General features: G+C 58.4%; 19 protein-coding genes. 14 read left to right on the forward strand and 5 right to left on the reverse strand.

Features of this window, described 5'->3' with window-relative positions; all coding sequences use genetic code 11:
• The 6 genes from RT582_RS06245 to hisC all read left to right on the forward strand — a co-directional run bounded on the left by RT582_RS06245 (position 1) and on the right by hisC (position 5546).
• Positions 1-492: a phosphate-starvation-inducible protein PsiE gene (locus RT582_RS06245; RefSeq protein ID WP_003302828.1), complete on the forward strand. Its 492-nt coding sequence runs from the start codon at positions 1-3 to the stop codon at positions 490-492.
• A gap of 99 nt (positions 493-591) precedes the next feature.
• On the forward strand, positions 592-831 hold the full coding sequence (locus RT582_RS06250) for a BolA family protein (protein ID WP_191121770.1): 240 nt from the start codon (positions 592-594) through the stop codon (positions 829-831).
• 103 nt (positions 832-934) lie between these two features.
• A complete protein-coding gene (gene murA / locus RT582_RS06255) occupies positions 935-2200 on the forward strand; it encodes a UDP-N-acetylglucosamine 1-carboxyvinyltransferase (RefSeq protein WP_023445909.1) in 1266 nt (421 codons plus the stop codon).
• Positions 2201-2275: 75 nt separating this feature from the next.
• Positions 2276-2908 carry an ATP phosphoribosyltransferase gene (gene hisG, locus RT582_RS06260; RefSeq protein ID WP_045666718.1) on the forward strand — a complete coding sequence of 211 codons (633 nt, stop codon included), beginning with the start codon at positions 2276-2278 and terminating at the stop codon, positions 2906-2908.
• A gap of 168 nt (positions 2909-3076) precedes the next feature.
• A complete protein-coding gene (hisD, locus tag RT582_RS06265) occupies positions 3077-4387 on the forward strand; it encodes a histidinol dehydrogenase (protein WP_104098446.1) in 1311 nt (436 codons plus the stop codon).
• Positions 4388-4499: 112 nt separating this feature from the next.
• Complete coding sequence (hisC, locus tag RT582_RS06270) at positions 4500-5546, forward strand: histidinol-phosphate transaminase (protein WP_313476945.1); 1047 nt, start codon at positions 4500-4502, stop codon at positions 5544-5546.
• 105 nt (positions 5547-5651) lie between these two features.
• Here hisC and algW read toward each other — a convergent pair whose 3' ends face one another.
• Positions 5652-6806, reverse strand: a complete 1155-nt coding sequence (gene algW, locus RT582_RS06275; protein ID WP_014821372.1) for a Do family serine endopeptidase AlgW — start codon at positions 6804-6806, stop codon at positions 5652-5654.
• Positions 6807-6967: 161 nt separating this feature from the next.
• Between algW and RT582_RS06280 the strand changes: the two genes are divergently transcribed.
• The 3 genes from RT582_RS06280 to cysN all read left to right on the forward strand — a co-directional run bounded on the left by RT582_RS06280 (position 6968) and on the right by cysN (position 10739).
• Complete coding sequence (locus RT582_RS06280; protein WP_003302817.1) at positions 6968-7726, forward strand: Nif3-like dinuclear metal center hexameric protein; 759 nt, start codon at positions 6968-6970, stop codon at positions 7724-7726.
• Between the two features lie 185 nt (positions 7727-7911).
• Positions 7912-8829, forward strand: a complete 918-nt coding sequence (gene cysD / locus RT582_RS06285; protein WP_014821370.1) for a sulfate adenylyltransferase subunit CysD — start codon at positions 7912-7914, stop codon at positions 8827-8829.
• 11 nt (positions 8830-8840) lie between these two features.
• Entirely contained in the window at positions 8841-10739 is a 1899-nt protein-coding gene (gene cysN, locus RT582_RS06290) for a sulfate adenylyltransferase subunit CysN (RefSeq protein ID WP_313476946.1), read from the forward strand.
• Between the two features lie 121 nt (positions 10740-10860).
• Here the strand turns inward: cysN and tfpZ are convergent, their stop codons facing one another.
• From tfpZ to RT582_RS06310, 4 genes are all read right to left on the reverse strand, one after another.
• Positions 10861-11598, reverse strand: coding sequence for a TfpX/TfpZ family type IV pilin accessory protein (tfpZ, locus tag RT582_RS06295; RefSeq protein WP_313476947.1), 738 nt, complete (start codon positions 11596-11598; stop codon positions 10861-10863).
• A gap of 8 nt (positions 11599-11606) precedes the next feature.
• Positions 11607-13064, reverse strand: a complete 1458-nt coding sequence (locus RT582_RS06300; protein ID WP_313476948.1) for an O-antigen ligase family protein — start codon at positions 13062-13064, stop codon at positions 11607-11609.
• Positions 13024-13449, reverse strand: coding sequence for a pilin (locus RT582_RS06305; RefSeq protein WP_313476949.1), 426 nt, complete (start codon positions 13447-13449; stop codon positions 13024-13026). Before RT582_RS06305 ends, RT582_RS06300 begins: the two co-directional genes overlap by 41 nt.
• Positions 13450-13517: 68 nt before the next feature.
• Positions 13518-13934, reverse strand: coding sequence for a pilin (locus RT582_RS06310; RefSeq protein WP_446750906.1), 417 nt, complete (start codon positions 13932-13934; stop codon positions 13518-13520).
• A gap of 331 nt (positions 13935-14265) precedes the next feature.
• On the opposite strand from RT582_RS06310, the gene pilB reads away from it, so the two are divergent.
• The 5 genes from pilB to yacG all read left to right on the forward strand — a co-directional run bounded on the left by pilB (position 14266) and on the right by yacG (position 18994).
• On the forward strand, positions 14266-15969 hold the full coding sequence (gene pilB, locus RT582_RS06315) for a type IV-A pilus assembly ATPase PilB (RefSeq protein ID WP_313476951.1): 1704 nt from the start codon (positions 14266-14268) through the stop codon (positions 15967-15969).
• A gap of 1 nt (position 15970) precedes the next feature.
• Positions 15971-17188, forward strand: a complete 1218-nt coding sequence (locus RT582_RS06320) for a type II secretion system F family protein (protein ID WP_313476952.1) — start codon at positions 15971-15973, stop codon at positions 17186-17188.
• 2 nt (positions 17189-17190) lie between these two features.
• Complete coding sequence (locus tag RT582_RS06325) at positions 17191-18060, forward strand: prepilin peptidase (RefSeq protein ID WP_313476953.1); 870 nt, start codon at positions 17191-17193, stop codon at positions 18058-18060.
• A gap of 131 nt (positions 18061-18191) precedes the next feature.
• Entirely contained in the window at positions 18192-18800 is a 609-nt protein-coding gene (gene coaE, locus RT582_RS06330) for a dephospho-CoA kinase (protein WP_312144234.1), read from the forward strand.
• A complete protein-coding gene (yacG, locus tag RT582_RS06335; protein WP_313476954.1) occupies positions 18797-18994 on the forward strand; it encodes a DNA gyrase inhibitor YacG in 198 nt (65 codons plus the stop codon). Before coaE ends, yacG begins: the two co-directional genes overlap by 4 nt.
• Positions 18995-18999: the final 5 nt, after the last annotated feature.

The following is an 18999-nucleotide window of genomic DNA, read 5'->3' on the forward strand; positions in this document are numbered from 1 at the left end:
ATGAAACTGCGCTGGGCGGAAGAGCTGCGCGATAGCGTGCATGAGCTGGCCGAATCGCTGGGCAATCTACTGGTCGAGACGTTCCACTACCTGGCGCTGTTTGCGATCGGCGCGGTGACGGCCTGGGCAGCGGTCATGGCCTTTCTCGGCATGGTCGAGAAGGGCCATATCACGGTCGATGACATCCTGCTGCTGTTCATCTACCTGGAGCTGGGTGCGATGGTCGGGATCTATTTCAAGACCAACCACATGCCGGTGCGATTCCTGATCTACGTGGCCATTACCGCGCTGACCCGCCTGTTGATCTCCGATGTTTCCCACCACCATCGTCCTGACATGGGCGTGGTCTACGTATCCGGTGCGATCCTGCTTCTGGCGTTGGCGATTCTGGTGGTGCGCTTCGCCTCCTCACGCTTTCCCGCCGTGCAAAGCGATAGCGGTCGGCCACGCCATTCGCGTAGCCGTGACCAGGGCGCCGAGACGCTCGATTGAGACATCTCCGTTGGTTCGGCGAGGTTCGGGGTTCGCAGCCTTCGGGCTTTTTTGTATGATGATCGGCCCGTGCGCTTCCTGCGCCGATCGAGGTTGAACATGCAGGCCCAAGAAGTGAAGAATTTCCTGGAACAGAAGATTCCAGGTGCCCAGGTAGAAGTGGAAGGCGAAGGCTGCAATTTCCAGCTCAACGTGATCAGTGACGAGCTGGCCGGTCTGAGCCCGGTCAAACGCCAGCAGCAGATCTACGCCCACCTCAACCCCTGGATCGCAGATGGCAGCATTCACGCCGTCACCATGAAGTTCTTCAGTCGCGTCGACTGGGCCGGGCGAGCCTGATCGCTGGCGGCCAGCACCTCCACTCATTCCAGGCAGAGCGCGTCGAATTGACTGCGCCGCCCCCTTCGGCAGTGCTTACAGCCTGCGGCTTACGGGAATACTCATGGATAAACTGATCATTACCGGCGGTATTCGCCTCGATGGCGAGATTCGCATTTCCGGTGCGAAGAACTCCGCCCTGCCGATTCTGGCCGCCACTTTGCTGGCCGACACCCCTGTCACGGTATGCAACCTGCCGCACCTGCACGACATCACCACGATGATCGAGCTGTTCGGTCGCATGGGCGTGCAGCCGGTCATCGACGAAAAGCTCAGTGTCGAAGTGGACGCCAGCAGCATCAAGACGCTGGTTGCGCCCTATGAGCTGGTGAAGACCATGCGCGCCTCGATCCTGGTACTCGGCCCGATGGTCGCGCGTTTTGGCGAAGCCGAAGTTGCCTTGCCCGGCGGTTGCGCCATTGGCTCGCGGCCGGTCGATCTGCACATCCGTGGTCTCGAAGCCATGGGCGCGCACATTGACGTCGAAGGTGGCTACATCAAGGCCAAGGCGCCTGCCGGTGGATTGCGTGGTGCGCATTTCTTCTTCGATACGGTAAGTGTGACCGGTACCGAAAACATCATGATGGCCGCCGCGCTGGCCAACGGCCGCAGCGTGCTGGAAAACGCCGCGCGTGAGCCCGAGGTGGTTGACCTGGCCAACTTCCTCAACTCCATGGGTGCTAAGGTTTCCGGTGCCGGCACAGACACCATCACCATCGATGGGGTCAAACGTCTTGGCGGTGGTCGTTACAGCGTGATGCCCGACCGTATTGAAACCGGGACCTATCTGGTCGCGGCGGCTGCCACTGGTGGCCGTGTTCGCTTGAAGGATACCGACGCAACGCTGCTCGAAGCTGTGCTGCACAAGCTGGTTGAGGCTGGCGCGCATATCGACACCGGTAGCGACTGGATCGAGTTGGACATGAAGGGCAAGCGGCCAAAGGCAGTCAACGTGCGGACTGCGCCATACCCCGCGTTTCCGACCGACATGCAGGCGCAGTTCATTGCGCTGAACGCCATTGCCGAAGGCACCGGCACGGTGATCGAGACCGTTTTCGAGAATCGCTTCATGCACGTCTACGAGATGAACCGCATGGGCTCGCAGATTCTGGTCGAAGGCAATACCGCCATTGTCACCGGCGTCGAGCGTCTCAAAGGTGCGCCGGTCATGGCGACCGATCTGCGCGCGTCGGCAAGCCTGGTCATCGCCGGCCTGGTTGCCGAGGGCGATACGCTGATCGATCGCATCTACCACATTGATCGTGGCTACGAGTGCATCGAAGAGAAGCTGCAGCTGCTGGGCGCGAAGATTCGCCGCGTGCCGGGCTAGGTTTTCGCGAGACGGATGGCTAGCGGGCCCTGGACTATCAAGGGCCCACCCGAGGTTCCAAAGGAAATGTGCTCCATGCTTACCATCGCCCTGTCCAAAGGCCGCATCCTCGACGATACCCTGCCGCTGCTCGCCGCAGCCGGCATCGTGCCCACCGAGAACCCGGACAAGAGCCGCAAGCTGATCATCCCTACCACTCAGGATGATGTGCGTCTGCTGATCGTCCGCGCTACCGACGTGCCCACCTACGTCGAGCATGGTGCGGCCGATCTCGGCGTCGCCGGCAAGGATGTGCTGATGGAGTACGGCGGCCAGGGGCTGTACGAGCCACTCGATCTGCGCATCGCCAACTGCAAGTTGATGACCGCCGGCAAGGTCGGTGCGCCGGAGCCCAAGGGCCGCCTGCGCGTGGCGACCAAGTTCGTCAATGTCGCCAAGCGCTACTACGCCGAGCAGGGCCGTCAGGTCGACATCATCAAGCTCTACGGCTCGATGGAGCTGGCGCCGCTGGTGGGGCTGGCGGATAAGATCATCGACGTCGTCGACACTGGCAACACCCTGCGTGCCAATGGCCTGGAGCCCCAGGAACTGATCGCACACATCAGTTCGCGGCTGGTGGTGAACAAGGCTTCGATGAAGATGCAGCACGCGCGCATCCAAGCGCTGATCGATACCCTGCATGCGGCGGTTCAGCAGCATCAGCATTGATGCGTTTCGCGGTCCCCACCGCGCCTGCCTATTCGTGCCATAGCTGAAATTCTCAGGTGCCCGCACGGTGGGCTTGATATTCTAGCGGCGCCTGAAATTCGGCCGGTGCTTCGTGCCATTGCAACGAAGCCGGCTGCTTCCGATGCCTAGCCAACCATGAGGCCCGCTATGACCGCTCCCTCCGCCATTCGTCGACTCAACGCTGCCGATGCCGACTTCGCGCGTCATCTGGATCATCTGTTGAGCTGGGAAAGCGTTTCCGACGATGGCGTAAACGAGCGAGTGCTGGAGATCATCAAGGCTGTGCGCGAGCGCGGCGATGCTGCGCTGGTAGAGCTAACCCAGCGCTTCGATGGACTACAGGTCGCCTCCATGGCTGATCTGATCCTGCCACGCGCACGTCTGGAGCAGGCCCTCGAGCGGATTACCCCGGCACAGCGCGAGGCCCTCGAAATTGCTGCCGAGCGGGTGCGCAGCTATCACGAGCGGCAGAAACAGGACTCATGGACCTATACCGAAGCCGATGGCACGGTGCTGGGGCAGAAAGTCACCCCGCTGGACCGCGCCGGTCTCTACGTGCCGGGCGGCAAGGCATCCTATCCATCGTCGGTGCTGATGAACGCCATTCCGGCCAAGGTTGCTGGTGTGCCGGAAGTGGTCATGGTCGTGCCTACCCCGCGTGGCGAGCTCAATGAGTTGGTGCTCGCGGCGGCCTGCATTGCCGGCGTCGATCGGGTCTTCACCATCGGTGGCGCTCAGGCAGTCGCGGCGCTGGCCTACGGCACCGAGAGCGTGCCTCCAGTGGACAAGATCGTCGGCCCCGGAAACATCTATGTGGCTACCGCCAAACGCCATGTGTTCGGCAAGGTCGGCATCGACATGATCGCCGGCCCGTCGGAAATCCTGGTGGTCTGCGACGGCCAGACCGACCCGGACTGGATCGCCATGGACCTGTTCTCCCAGGCCGAGCATGACGAGGATGCCCAGTCGATTCTGGTCAGCCCGGATGCCGCCTTCCTTGATCGCGTCGCCGAAAGCATCGCCCGCCTGCTGCCGACGCTGGAGCGTGCCGATATCGCCCGTACCTCCATCGAAGGCCGTGGTGCGCTGATTCAGGTGGCCGACATGCAGCAGGCGATCGATGTCGCCAACCGCATCGCGCCTGAGCACCTGGAGCTTTCGGTCGCCGAGCCGGAGCAATGGCTGCCGCAGATTCGGCATGCCGGCGCGATCTTCATGGGGCGTTACACCGCCGAGGCGCTGGGCGATTACTGCGCTGGCCCGAACCACGTGCTGCCGACCTCGGGCACGGCGCGCTTCTCCTCGCCGCTGGGTGTGTATGACTTCCAGAAGCGCTCGTCGATCATCAATTGCTCGGCCGAGGGTGCCTCGACGTTGGGCAAGGTGGCGTCGGTGCTGGCGCGCGGCGAATCGCTGACGGCGCATGCGCGCAGCGCCGAGTACCGCATCAAGAGCTGACGCTGGGCGGCCGGCACGGACTGGCTCATGCCCGTTCGCCGTCGCCACTCGGCAACGCGTTTTGAACTATCGCCTCACGACCAACCGATCACTTTCGAGGAGAGAAGGGCAGATGAGCAAATTCTGGAGCCCCTTCGTCAAGGACCTGGTGCCCTATGTGCCGGGTGAGCAGCCCAGGCTGAGCAAGCTGGTCAAGCTCAACACCAACGAGAATCCCTATGGCCCATCGCCACGTGCGATCGCCGCGATGCAGGCCGAGCTCAACGACGGTCTGCGGCTGTATCCGGACCCGAACGGCGAGCGGCTGAAGCACGCCGTGGCCGAGTATTACGGTGTTTGCCCAGCTCAGGTCTTCGTCGGCAATGGCTCGGACGAAGTGCTAGCCCATGCCTTTCATGGTTTGTTCCAGCATGACCGCCCGCTGCTGTTTCCTGATATCAGCTACAGCTTCTACCCGGTGTACTGTGGGCTGTATGGCATCGCCTACGAAACCGTCGCGCTCGATGAACAGTTCCAGATCGATGTGGCCGATTACAACCGGCCGAACGGCGGCATCATCTTCCCTAACCCGAATGCGCCGACTGGCTGCCTGCTTCCACTTCAGGCGATCGAGCAGCTATTGCAGGCGAACACTGAATCCGTGGTGCTGGTCGATGAGGCCTATGTGGATTTCGGCGGTGAGTCTGCCATCGCATTGGTGGACCGTTATCCGAATCTGCTGGTGACGCAGACGCTGTCCAAGTCGCGTTCGCTGGCCGGTCTTCGGGTGGGTCTGGCGGTCGGCCATCCGGATCTGATCGAGGCGCTGGAGCGGATCAAGAACAGCTTCAATTCCTATCCGCTGGACCGTATCGCCATCGCCGGCGCCGCGGCGGCGTTCGAGGATCGCGCCCATTTCCAGCAGACCTGTCAGCAGGTCATCGACAGTCGCGAGGCGGTAGTCACGGCGATGCAGGGGCTGGGGTTCGAGGTTCTGCCATCGGCGGCGAACTTCATTTTCGCACGTCATCCGCAGCGCGATGCGGCCGCGATAGCCGCGAGCCTGCGCGAGCAGGGCGTGATCGTGCGGCACTTCAAGCAGCCACGTATCGAGCAGTTCTTGCGTATCACCATCGGTACGCCGGAGCAGAATCACGCGCTGTTGGCTGCGCTCGGCTGACGCTGAGTCTGGTTCGGGCAGGCTTACTGCCTGCCCTTGCCGACCTGGCGGTGGAAGGGGCGCAGCATGTTGCGGCATTTCCCTCGTTTGGCAGGAGCGTCATCGCTATTTCGGCGCCGCGTTCACCGGTGGTCGCATGCCAACTTCGGCGGTGAGGGTCAGCGGCTTGCCGTTGCGCAGGATGTCGATGTCGATGTTCTCGCCTGGGCGCGCGCGGGCGACCTGATTCATCGAGCTGCGTCCGTCGGCCGACTGCACCCCGTCGATGCTCAGGATCAGGTCGCCTGGCTGAAGTCCGGCGCGTGCCGCCGGGCCGTCGCGGTAGACACCGGCCACCACGATTCCCGGTCGTCCCTCCTGACCAAAGGACTCGGCAAGCTCCTGGGTCAGCGACTGCACCTCCACGCCCAGCCAGCCACGGATCACCTGGCCGTGTTCGATGATCGACTTCATCACTTCCAGCGCCAGCTTTACCGGAATCGCAAAACCGATGCCCTGGGAACCGCCAGACTCGGAAATGATGGCGGTATTGATGCCGATCAGGTTGCCGCCGGCATCCACCAGCGCGCCGCCCGAGTTGCCGCGGTTGATTGCAGCGTCTGTCTGGATGAAATCCTCATAGGTATTCAGGCCCAGCTGGTTGCGACCGGTGGCGCTGATGATGCCCATGGTGACCGTCTGGCCAACACCGAAGGGATTGCCGATCGCCAGGGTGACGTCGCCGACGCGTATGCGATCGGAATGGCCGAGCGTGATGGCCGGCAGGTCGGCCAGGTCGATCTTCAGCACGGCAAGGTCGGTCTCGGGATCGCTGCCAATCACCCGGGCGAGCGTTTCGCGGCCGTCCTTGAGGGCCACGACGATCTGCTCGGCGTTGGCGGTCACATGATTGTTGGTCAGCAGGTAGCCTTCGGAACTCATGATCACCGCCGAACCGAGACTCGACTCCATGCGCCGCTGCCTGGGCAGGTTGTCACTGAAGAAGCGTTGAAACAGCGGGTCTTTGGATAGCGGTTGCTGCTCGGTCTTTTCAATGACCTTGGTGGTGTAGAGGTTGGCGACTGCTGGCGCAGCCGTGGCGACCGCGTTGGCGTACGAGTAGGGTCCCTGCTGCGGTGCGCTGGCGACCAGCGGTGCCTGCTGTAGACCGATGTCGTGCTCTTTGACACCCACCAGCTGCGGGTAACGCTGGATGATCAGCAGTGCTACGAGCAGGCCGACCAGCAACGGCCAGCCGAGAAAACGTAGGGCATTGAACATCGCGCAGGGGTCCGGACAGAGTTGCGGGCGCGGGGAGCGCCCCTTAAGGTGGCGGCATTATACGAAGCTCCAACTGAAATGCAGCTTCATGTGTGCATGATTTGCCGTGAGGGTTCGACTAGAAATCTATCGAGCCATATCGCATTTACCAAGAGGTTGCCATGACTGTTGCGCTCACCGCTCTGGTTCAGGAAGCAGACCGGTATCTGGATGCCGCGAGGATTGCCGATTACTGCCCCAATGGTCTGCAGGTCGAAGGGCGTCCTCAGGTGGCGCGGATCGTCAGCGGTGTGACGGCCAGCCAGGCATTACTGGATGCGGCAGTCGAGGCGGGCGCCGATGTGGTCCTGGTCCATCATGGCTATTTCTGGAAGAACGAGGATGCTCGTGTCGTCGGCATGAAGCAGCGCCGCCTGAAAACCTTGCTGAGCAATGACATCAGCCTGCTGGCGTACCACCTGCCACTCGATGTGCATCCTGAGGTCGGCAACAATGCCCGATTGGGCGTATTGCTCGGTCTTCGCTCCGACGGTCCGCTGGAGCCGGGCAATCCGCGCTCGGTGGGGCTGGTGGGCTCCCTTGAGAAACCGCTGGCGCCGGCTGAGTTCATGCGTCGGATCCATGACGTGCTTGGACGGGAGCCGCTGATGGTCGCCGGCGACCGCCCGATTCGGCGTGTCGCCTGGTGTACCGGTGGTGCCCAAGGCTATATCGATCAGGCTGTGGCGGCCGGAGTAGACGCCTATATCACCGGTGAAATCTCCGAACCCACGGCACATATCGCGCGTGAAAATGGCCTGAGCTTCTTCGCTGCCGGCCATCACGCGACAGAGCGCTATGGGGTCCGTGCGCTGGGTGAGTACCTGGCAAGCCGCTTCGGCATCGAGCACCAATTCATTGATTGCCCAAACCCCGCGTAAAGCTTGTTCTACAAGCGCAGTGAGTCGTGGAGCCCCCATTTCACGGTCCCGTGGCACGGCGGAGAGTCGATATAAATCTATAGCTTTTAGGTCTAAAAGGCGGCCTGATTAGAATTGAAGGTCGTGTTAGAGTTGCGCCCATTCCACGGCCGGCCGGCCGTCCATCTGCCAAATCGTGAGTAGCCATGGTCGACAAACTGACGCATCTGAAACAGCTGGAGGCGGAAAGCATCCATATCATTCGTGAGGTCGCTGCAGAGTTCGGCAACCCGGTGATGCTGTATTCCATCGGCAAAGATTCGGCCGTAATGCTGCACCTGGCGCGCAAGGCCTTCTTCCCTGGCAAGCTGCCGTTCCCGGTGCTGCATGTCGACACCCGCTGGAAGTTCCAGGAGATGTACAGCTTCCGCACCAAGATGGTCGAGGAGATGGGCCTTGAGCTGATCACCCACATCAACCCCGAGGGTGTGGCGCAGGACATGAATCCCTTCACGTATGGCAGTGCCAAGCACACCGACGTCATGAAGACCGAAGGACTCAAGCAGGCGCTGGACAAGTACGGCTTCGACGCTGCCTTCGGTGGTGCCCGTCGCGACGAGGAAAAATCCCGCGCCAAGGAACGTGTCTACTCCTTCCGTGACAGCAAGCACCGCTGGGATCCGAAGAACCAGCGCCCTGAGCTGTGGAATCTCTACAACGGCAAGGTCAAGAAGGGCGAGTCGATCCGCGTGTTCCCGCTCTCCAACTGGACTGAGTTGGACATCTGGCAATACATCTATCTCGAGCAGATCCCGATCGTGCCGCTGTACTTCGCTGCCGAGCGGGAAGTCATCGAGAAGAACGGCACGCTGATCATGATCGACGATGAGCGGATCCTCGAGCACCTCACCGATGAGGAAAAAGGGCGCATCGAAAAACGCATGGTCCGCTTCCGCACCCTCGGCTGCTACCCGCTCACCGGTGCGGTCGAGTCGACCGCGACCAGCCTGCCGGAAATCATCCAGGAGATGCTCCTGACCCGCACTTCCGAGCGCCAGGGGCGCGTCATCGACCATGACGCCACCGGCTCGATGGAAGAAAAGAAACGCCAGGGTTATTTCTAAGGAAACGCATCATGAGTCATCAATCCGAACTGATCAGCGAGGACATCCTCGCCTACCTGGCGCAACACGAGCGCAAGGAACTCCTGCGTTTCCTGACCTGCGGCAACGTCGATGACGGCAAGAGCACCCTGATCGGCCGCCTGCTGCACGATTCGAAGATGATCTACGAGGACCATCTCGAAGCGATTACCCGCGACTCCAAGAAGGTCGGTACCACTGGCGAAGACGTCGATCTGGCGCTGCTGGTCGATGGGCTGCAGGCCGAGCGCGAGCAGGGCATCACCATCGACGTTGCCTACCGTTATTTCAGTACCGCCAAGCGCAAGTTCATCATTGCCGACACCCCCGGCCATGAGCAGTACACGCGCAACATGGCCACCGGCGCGTCCACCTGTGACCTCGCGATCATACTGGTAGATGCCCGCTACGGGGTGCAGACCCAGACCAAGCGCCACAGCTTCATCACCTCGTTGCTGGGCATCAAGCATATCGTCGTCGCCATCAACAAGATGGACCTGATGAACTTCGATCAGGACGTGTTCGAGAAGATCAAGGCCGACTACCTGGCATTTGCCGACCGCATCGAGCTCAAGCCGTCCTCCCTGCACTTCGTCCCGATGTCGGCGCTGAAGGGCGACAACGTGGTCAATCGCAGCGAACGCGCGTCCTGGTACGAGGGGCAGTCGCTGATGGAAATTCTCGAAAGCGTCGAGATCGCCGGCGACCGCAACTTCGATGACCTGCGCTTCCCGGTGCAGTACGTCAACCGCCCGAACCTCAACTTCCGTGGCTTCGCCGGCACCCTGGCCAGCGGTATCGTGCGCAAGGGTGACGAAATCGCTGTGCTACCGTCCGGCAAGACCAGTCGGGTGAAGTCCATCGTCACCTTCGATGGCGAGCTTGAGCAGGCAACGCCGGGTGAAGCCGTCACCCTGACGCTGGAAGACGAGATTGATGTCTCGCGCGGCGACATGCTGGTACATGCTGACAGTCGTCCACGTATCGCCGACAGCTTCGAGGCAATGCTGGTGTGGATGGGCGAAGAGCCGATGCTGCCGGGCAAGAAGTACGACATCAAGCGTGCTACCAGCTATGTGCCGGGCTCGATTGCCAGCATCGCCCACAAGGTGGATGTGAACACGCTGGAGAAGGGCGCTGCGAGCAGCCTGCAGCTGAACGAAATCGGCAAGGTCAAGGTCAGCCTGGATGCGCCTATCGCGCTCGATGGCTACGCGCAGAACCGCACCACCGGTGCCTTTATCGTCATTGATCGTCTTACCAATGGCACCGTCGGCGCCGGCATGATCATCGCCGACCCGATTGTCCATGGATCGGGCGGCCATCACGGCGCGCTGGCGCATGTGTCTACCGAAGAGCGCGCCACTCGCTTCGGCCAACAACCGGCGACCGTGCTGTTTACCGGCCTTTCCGGCGCCGGCAAGAGCACGCTGGCTTATGCGGTGGAGCGCAAGCTGTTCGATATGGGCCGCGCAGTTTACGTGCTCGATGGCCAGAACCTGCGCCACGACCTCAACAAAGGCCTACCTCAAGACCGCGCCGGCCGTACCGAGAACTGGCGCCGCGCCGCCCATGTCGCACGTCAGTTCAACGAGGCGGGCCTGATCACCCTCGCCGCGTTCGTCGCACCAGACGCCGAGGGGCGTGAACAGGCCAAGGCATTGATCGGCGCTGGGCGCCTGATCACCGTCTACGTCCAGGCCTCTCCGCAAGCCTGCCGCCAGCGCGATCCGCAGGGGTTGTATGCGGCCGGTGGGGATAACATTCCGGGTGAGTCTTTTCCGTACGATGTGCCGATTAACGCTGATCTGGTGGTCGATAGCGAATCTGTTGGTGTTACAGAGGGGGTGAAGCAGGTGATTGACCTGCTACGTCAGCGGGACGCGATCTAGGCTAACGTGACAAGAAAACGCCCTGCTAATGCAGGGCGCTTTCTGTGGCATCAGAGCGATTGGCGCTGTGTCGCTTCGATTTGGCCCGACCTAAGGACTTCGAGCCCCTGCGTCTCGGTTTTTAGTTCCATGGTTGAGCATCGACGATAGCTATAACCTCGCCACTGTTTCCTTTCAGCAACACCACCATGTCTTTCTGATTGGCTTTTAAGGGCAGCCAAGCGCCTGCGTTGGGGTAGATTTCAAGGATGGCCGCGACCGCCTCGCGGGTGTTGTATTTCTCAAGCAATGCTAAGGGTTTTCCTGCTTCTTGCATGGCAGATTCGGCAGTGCTCAGCGATTGATAAAGCTCGGGATGTTGTGAAATATCGACACCGGCGAAAACAGACTCAAAAAGCAAGTTGCCTTTTTCGTCGGCGCTTTCAGGCTCCAGTACAGAAACCCACCTCGGCCCCATCCATGGAGGGCTTCGATATTCTATTTTCGCTTCACCCAGCCTGCGCCCATCGATCTCATTAGCGCGCACCAACTGGAAGCGCTCATCAGCGAAAACCAGCCATGCAGGTCGACCATCGGCCACAGTGTGCAACCCATACAACAGCGCGCCAAGTTGTAGAGCACAGATTATGGAGAGGTCCATGGCCAAGGTCTTTTTGCCTTGCTTGTAAACCATCAGAGTAAGACAGGGGCCAAGAACTACATCAATTGCTATTAGCATGAGGAATATCTTGGTCACGCCTACGGCTGTGTGTAGCGGACTGGGATGCCAAATAAAGAAGACTAAGTACAAAATCGCAAGCGCCAGGCCAGCAGAGATCAGCAGGTGAGTAGAAAAAGCTCTGATACGTGGATTAGACATGTATATCCTCACATCGGAATCCAGCCCTGGTCCCAGAACCTGGGAGGGCTGCCTATATTGTGTTCTTTATAGAATTTCATGGATGTTTCATGCAACAAGGGAACGTCCACAATCAAGATGCGCCCAATGATGGTTATTGCCAGCAGCAAAAGTATGGAGAACATTCTCTGTCGTATCGGGCTGATCGTGGTGGCGGTGCCTTCAGGGCTTCCCCAGCGCGCCAGAGCCAGCCCGGCAATAACTGTCAGCCAGCCTTCGGTATAAGGCATAGCGAATACGCCATCGACCTGAGCCAGCGTCAACGAAGCCAGCAGAGCCATCCATAAAGCCGCGTCAAGCACATCCGTTTTGCTGCGAATCTTATTCATTCCTCGCAGCATGCCGGTCATTATGCTGAACAGAAATAGTAACGTTGCCGGAATGCCCCACTCAGCAAGGAACTGCAATGTAGCTTGATGCGGATGTGCGCCGATATGGTTCCATACAGCCGAGTAGTGCAGGGGGCCTACACCAAGAAACGGGTTGGCCTTGATCATCTCCCATGCGCCTTGCCAAAGAACATCTCGTTTGGATAGGTCAAACCTCAGGCCCGAGGGTATATCTCTGGCTAGCCCCGCCCACTCCGGAAAGCAAAAGAAAAGTAGAAAATAGAGTGCCAAACCGGCCAAGGCGAATGCTGCCGCCTGCAAGAGCAATGCCTTGTAGCGAACGCCGGTGGCAAGCAGCGTGACGACGCTTGCTATGCAGAGGCCCAGCAAAACACCACGCCCAGCTAGCGCCCAGGCGATGCACCACTGCAATAGAAGAGTTAATTGGATGGCGTTCTGGTTAAACAACTTCTTGTGCCAGCCCTGCTGGAGTGAAAGGCCATGCAAAATAGGGATAAGTATTATTTGAAACTGACCATAGAAGCGAGGGTTATCGAACCCGGGATACATCAAGTAAGGGGTGACGTCACGTGTCCCGGTAAAGAACGAGGCTATGTAAAAGGCGAGAAATTGTACTGCCAGCAATGCTGATGTGACAAAGAGGATGAACAGCACCACTTGCTGAGCGGCTGCTTGGCGAAGAATATGTCCGAGATAAACAATCAATGCGAAGCTGGATGCATATTTTGCCCATTCTTTCAATGCCCATTGCGGGTGTTGGGATAGCAGCACCGAAGCCAAGCCCAAGATAAACGCCAACAACACTGTATTGCTGGGGGGGGCAAAGGCGCCAGGGCGGCGCCAATAGCCCAGCTGAAGCGCCGCTGAGGCAGCAACTAAAAGCATTAGCTGGGTAATTCTTTGTTGTTCCAGCCAGCTGTAATCAAATAGCCAATAACTGAGGCTGGTGCTCGAAAAAACAAGCAGAAAAAAAGCTGCAATCAATATTTCTTTATTTTTCAAGAGGAGCATCTGGCGTAGTTCGGTTGTTGCTGCTTTAAAGGCATTTCCCCGGATTATATTGGCTGTCCAGATCACTGGTGCAGCTCCACAAGCCCTCCGCCGTGCGGTTAAGGGTAATGATTTTGCCATTGAACCGCCCTGGCATTCCATTCCGGGCGGTGCAGGTGATCGATCCCGTCGCCGTTGCTATTAGCGTTACCGTGCAATAGTTTGTGCTCGCACCGATACCGATAAATCCCGGCAAGCCAGGCACCAGTGAGGGGGTTCGATTTTCGCTGATGGCGTGCTCGAACGTGTCCTTTGCCGGAGTGATTTCGGCCAAGGCGGCAGCGGCTGTCGTGCGCACGGTGTGGTTCTGATAGGCGGGAAATGCGATGGCCGAAAGAACGCCGATGATGGATAGCACGATCATCAACTCAATCAGAGAAAAGCCGCGGCACGATCTTTTTGCGGGCTTCATGTTTTTCTCCAAGTAAAAGGCAGGCAAAAAAAGAGCGGCTTAGGCCGCTCTTTTTTCAACAGGCTAGATTAGGAGCACTTGCCTGGCTTGTACTTAGCGTCCAAGGTGCTGGCGCAAGACCATGCACCCTCGGCGGTACGATTAAGCGTGATTGCTTTGCTATTGAACTTGCCAGCGTTGCCGCCAGTAGTTGTACAAGCGATGGAACCAACACCGGTTGCCTGGGCGAAAGTGACCGCTACGCCACAATAAGAAGTTGTAGCGCCAACGCCGATGTAGCCCGGATCAGTTGCAGTGGTGGACGGGGTTTTACCTTCGTTAACCGCCTGCTCAAAACCGATCTTGCCAGGCGTGATTTCGGCCAGGGCAGCGGCAGCGTTGGAGCGTACGGTATAGTCCTGATAGGCGGGCAGCGCAATAGCGGCCAGAATACCGATGATCGCAACCACGATCATCAGTTCGATCAACGTAAAGCCTTTTTGCATTTGAGTTTTCATCTGTTGTTTCTCCTTGAGTGTTAGGCAACCGCCTGCTAGCGATAGTGCAGTTTGTGTGCCAGCGTTCCCGAAGGTGTTCTGATGATGGATAGTATGTGACATGACGCAAGTTTCCTGCTGGTTGGTGCTGCTTCGCGAAGCAGCTAGCAAAGAAAAAACGGCGGTAAGGCTATTTAGGGCGCTTTTCTTTTCTTTATGGCGCCTGCGGCGTGCTCGTTTAGATGGCATTAAGTGACGTATTTCGTCACTTGATGTGGTGTGTATTTGCACGGCCTGGCAACTAGGCTATAAGGCGAGCTTGGAACTAGGCGAGACCCTTATGAGCGAAAATATTTCTCTATCCGGGCTGGCGCGGCAGATGGTCGGTGCCGGGGTGCTAGACGAGAGAACGGCGCAGCAGGCTCAGGCACAAGCGCTTCGCAGCAAAACGCCCTTCGTTACCTATGTCGTTCAGAACAGGCTGGTCAAGGGGCGCGTCATAGCTGAGCTTGCATCCGAGCAGTTTGGCGTCGCACTGCTGGACCTGGGTGCGCTTGATAAGGAGGCGCTGCCGAAGGATCTGATTAGTGAGAAACTTGCCAAGCAGCATCGCGTGCTTCCCCTTTCCAAGCGTGGAACCAAGCTGTACATCGCTATTTCCGATCCTGCGAATCATCAGTCGATTGCTGATATCCAGTTCAGTACCGGGCTTTCGATCGAGCCGGTGTTGGTGGAGGACGATAAGCTCGGTGAGGCAATCGACAAGCTATACGACAACGGTTCTACCGGGCTGGAGGATCTAGGTGACGTTGACCTGGATGGCGTAGATGTAGAGTCGGTTAATGATGATGGCAAGGGTGACGAGGCTGGAGAGGCTGCAGACGATGCGCCGGTGGTTCGTTTCGTCAACAAGATGCTGCTCGACGCCATTCGCGGGGGCTCTTCCGACCTGCATTTCGAGCCTTATGAGAAGGCGTTTCGCGTGCGGCTGCGTACCGATGGCATCCTGCATGAGGTGGCGCGTCCGCCAATACAGCTGGCGCCCAGGATTTCCGCGCGCCTCAAGGTGATGGCGGGCTTGGATATTTCCGAGCGTCGCAAGCCTCAGGATGGCCGTATCAAGATGAAGCTGTCCAAGAATAAGGCGATTGATTTTCGTGTGAATACGCTACCCACGCTGTGGGGTGAGAAGATCGTGATGCGTATTCTCGACCCATCCAGCGCACAAATGGGAATCGATGCGCTGGGTTACGAAGAGGATCAGAAAGAGCTTTATATGAATGCCTTGAAGCAACCGCAGGGCATGATTCTGGTCACCGGTCCGACCGGCTCCGGTAAGACGGTATCTCTTTATACCGGGCTTAATATTCTTAATACGGTCGATGTGAATATCTCGACCGCAGAAGATCCTGTGGAGATCAACCTGGAAGGCATCAACCAGGTCAACGTCAATCCACGCCAGGGGATGGATTTTTCGCAGGCCCTGCGCGCGTTTCTGCGTCAGGATCCAGACATCATCATGGTGGGTGAGATCCGCGATCTGGAAACCGCCGAGATCGCCATCAAGGCGGCGCAGACCGGTCACATGGTCATGTCGACTCTTCATACCAACAGCGCTGCAGAAACTCTGACGCGCCTTCGCAATATGGGGGTGGCAGCGTTCAATATCGCGACATCGGTCAATCTGATCATCGCGCAGCGACTGGCACGCAAGCTTTGCAACAGTTGCAAGAAAGAAGTGGAGTTGCCCCGCGAGGCCCTGCTGGAAGAGGGCTTCCCTGCCGATAAGATCGGAACCTTCAAAATTTACGGTCCGATAGGCTGTGAAAATTGCAAAGGCGGATACAAAGGCCGTGTCGGTATTTATGAAGTGGTTAAAAACACGCCGGCGTTGGCCAGGATTATCATGGAGGACGGCAACTCCATCGACATTTCCACCCAGATGCGTAAAGACGGCTTCAACGATCTGCGTACTTCGGCTCTTGTTAAAGCCATGCAGGGCGTGACCAGCCTGGAAGAAGTCAACCGGGTGACCAAGGATTAACATGGCGCAGAAAGCGATAAAGACCAGTGTGTTCACCTGGGAAGGGACGAACAGGCAGGGCGCAAAGATTAAAGGCGAACTGAGCGGCGTCAGCCCTGCGCTGGTCAAGGCCCAGCTGCGTAAGCAAGGCGTCAACCCGCAAAAGGTGCGTAAGAAATCGGTGTCGCTGTTCAGTGCCGGCAAGAAGATCAAGCCGATGGACATCGCCTTGTTCACTCGTCAGATGGCAACCATGATGAAGGCGGGTGTGCCGCTTCTGCAGTCGTTCGACATCATCGGTGAAGGCTTTGACAATCCGAATATGCGAAAGCTGGTGGATGATCTGAAGCAGGAAGTTGCGGCAGGTAATAGTTTCGCAACCGCACTGCGCAAGAAGCCTCAGTACTTCGATGATCTCTATTGCAATCTAGTAGATTCCGGTGAGCAATCCGGCTCGTTGGAAACGCTGCTTGATCGGGTGGCGACCTACAAAGAAAAGACTGAAGCCTTGAAGGCCAAGATCAAGAAGGCAATGAACTACCCCATCGCGGTGGTGCTGGTTGCGATCATCGTTTCGGCGATCCTGTTGATCAAAGTGGTTCCGCAGTTTCAGGATGTTTTTGCAAACTTCGGCGCGGAGCTTCCGGCGTTCACATTGATGGTCATTGGCTTGTCCGAAGCGCTGCAGGCCTGGTGGCATGCGGTGCTTTTTGCCATGTTTGGGGTGGCTTATGCCTTCAAAACAGCCCACGGCAAATCGGAACGTTTTCGCAACGGGTTCGACCGTTTTTTGCTCAAGATCCCTGTGGTTGGCGATATTCTCTATAAGTCTGCAGTGGCACGCTTTGCACGCACGTTAGCTACCACCTTTGCTGCTGGCGTGCCGCTGGTCGATGCGTTGGACTCGGTGGCTGGTGCGACCGGTAATGTGGTGTTCCGTAATGCAACGATGAAAGTGAAAAGTGATGTTTCGAGCGGTATGCAGCTCAACTTTTCCATGCGTACGACTGGTGCCTTTCCGAGCATGGCCGTCCAGATGACTGCGATCGGGGAAGAGTCCGGCGCCCTGGATGAGATGCTGGCCAAGGTGGCAACCTTTTATGAAGATGAAGTCGATAACATGGTCGACGGGCTGACTGCCTTAATGGAGCCAATGATCATGGCGGTGCTTGGTGTGCTGGTCGGCGGTTTGATCATTGCGATGTATCTTCCGATTTTTCAGCTTGGCTCTGTTGTGTAAGTATGATTCTGATCGATTATCTGGCCAGCCACGTGCTGGCCTTTGTTTTGTCCGCTGCTTTGCTGGGCTTGTTGATCGGCAGCTTCCTCAACGTCGTGATTTATCGGCTGCCGATCATGATGCAGCGTGAGTGGCGTGCGCAGGCGCTTGAGTATCTCGAGTGCCCACCGGAGGCGATCGGTGAGCGCTTCAATCTGCTGCTGCCAAGCTCGCGGTGCCCGCACTGTGATCATCAGATTCGCTCTTGGGAGAATATCCCCTTGGTCAGCTGGCTGGCCTTGCGTGGCAAGTGTTCGTCATGCCGGGCGCCGATCAGCAGTCGCTATCCCCTTGTGGAGTTGGCGTGCGGCCTGCTTTCTGGCTATGTCGTTTGGCATTTCGGTTTCACCTGGCAGGCAGGAGCAATGCTGTTGCTGACCTGGGGATTGGTGGCGATGAGCATGATCGATATCGATCATCAGTTGCTGCCCGATTCGCTGGTTCTGCCGCTGTTGTGGCTTGGTCTCATCCTGAACAACTTCGGTTTGTTCGTATCGCTAGAAAGTGCACTGTGGGGAGCGGTAGCGGGATATCTGAGCCTGTGGTCGGTTTATTGGCTGTTCAAGCTGGTCACCGGCAAAGAAGGTATGGGCTATGGCGATTTCAAACTGCTTGCGATGTTAGGAGCTTGGGGTGGTTGGCAGGTGTTACCACTTACAATCCTATTGTCGTCGGTGGTTGGGGCTGTTCTTGGCACAATCCTGTTGCGGGTGCAGCGCGCCGAGAGCAGCACGCCCATCCCTTTCGGTCCCTACTTGGCGATCGCCGGCTGGATCGCGTTGCTTTGGGGTGACCGGATTACCGAGAGCTATCTCCAGTTCGCGCGCTTCTAAGTCGGACAGCATTGCTGAGCCGAAAGCCGTTCCGCCGACTTGTACTCTTAACGAAAGACGTTCTGGGCTTGCGCTTCGCAGGCTGAGTAGTTACTACTGCGCGTCCTGTTTTTAGTCTGGGTGTGGTTGCGATGGAGCCCTGGATTCTCGGGTTGACTGGCGGCATTGGTAGTGGCAAGACCGCGGTGCTGGATCGCTTCGCCAGTCTGGGTGTACATGTCGTCGATGCCGATCAGGCGGCGCGCTGGGTGGTCGAGCCCGGGCGGCCAGCGTTGCTGCAGATTGCCGAGCGCTTCGGCTCAGGCATCTTGCTTGCGGACGGCGCTCTGGATCGAAAAGGGCTGCGTGAGCGTATATTCGATAACCCGGCCGACAGGCAGTGGCTGGAACAGCTGCTGCATCCTCTGATTCGTGCTGAGATCGCCAGGCATCTCGCCTTGGCTGAGTCGCCTTACGCCATCATGGCTTCTCCGCTGCTGATTGAGTCAGGGCAGTACCGTCAGGTCAATCGTGTGCTGGTTGTAGACGTCCCTGTGTCACTCCAGGTAGCGCGCACGATGGCACGTGATCAAGTCAGTGAGGAGCACGTGCGGGCGATTCTCAAGGCGCAGGCCAGTCGTGAAGCGCGCCTGCAACATGCCGATGATGTGCTGGTAAATGATCGAGATCTGTCGTGGCTAGGGGCGGAGGTCGAGCGATTGCACCGCTTTTATTTGACGTTACGAGGAGGGCAGGTATGACCGCTGCGATAGTTGAGTGTCCGACGTGTGGAGCGCCGGTAGAGTGGGGGCCGAAAAGCCCAAGCCGGCCGTTCTGTTCCGATCGTTGCAAGCTTATTGATCTTGGTGCTTGGGCGTCGGAAGCGCACGCGATTCCGGGCAATGAGCTGGAGGATGATCTGTTCTCCGGTGACATGCCTCCGCGCGAGCACTAGCGCTT

Source organism: Stutzerimonas kunmingensis, from assembly GCF_032106285.1.
GTDB lineage: Bacteria > Pseudomonadota > Gammaproteobacteria > Pseudomonadales > Pseudomonadaceae > Stutzerimonas > Stutzerimonas kunmingensis_B.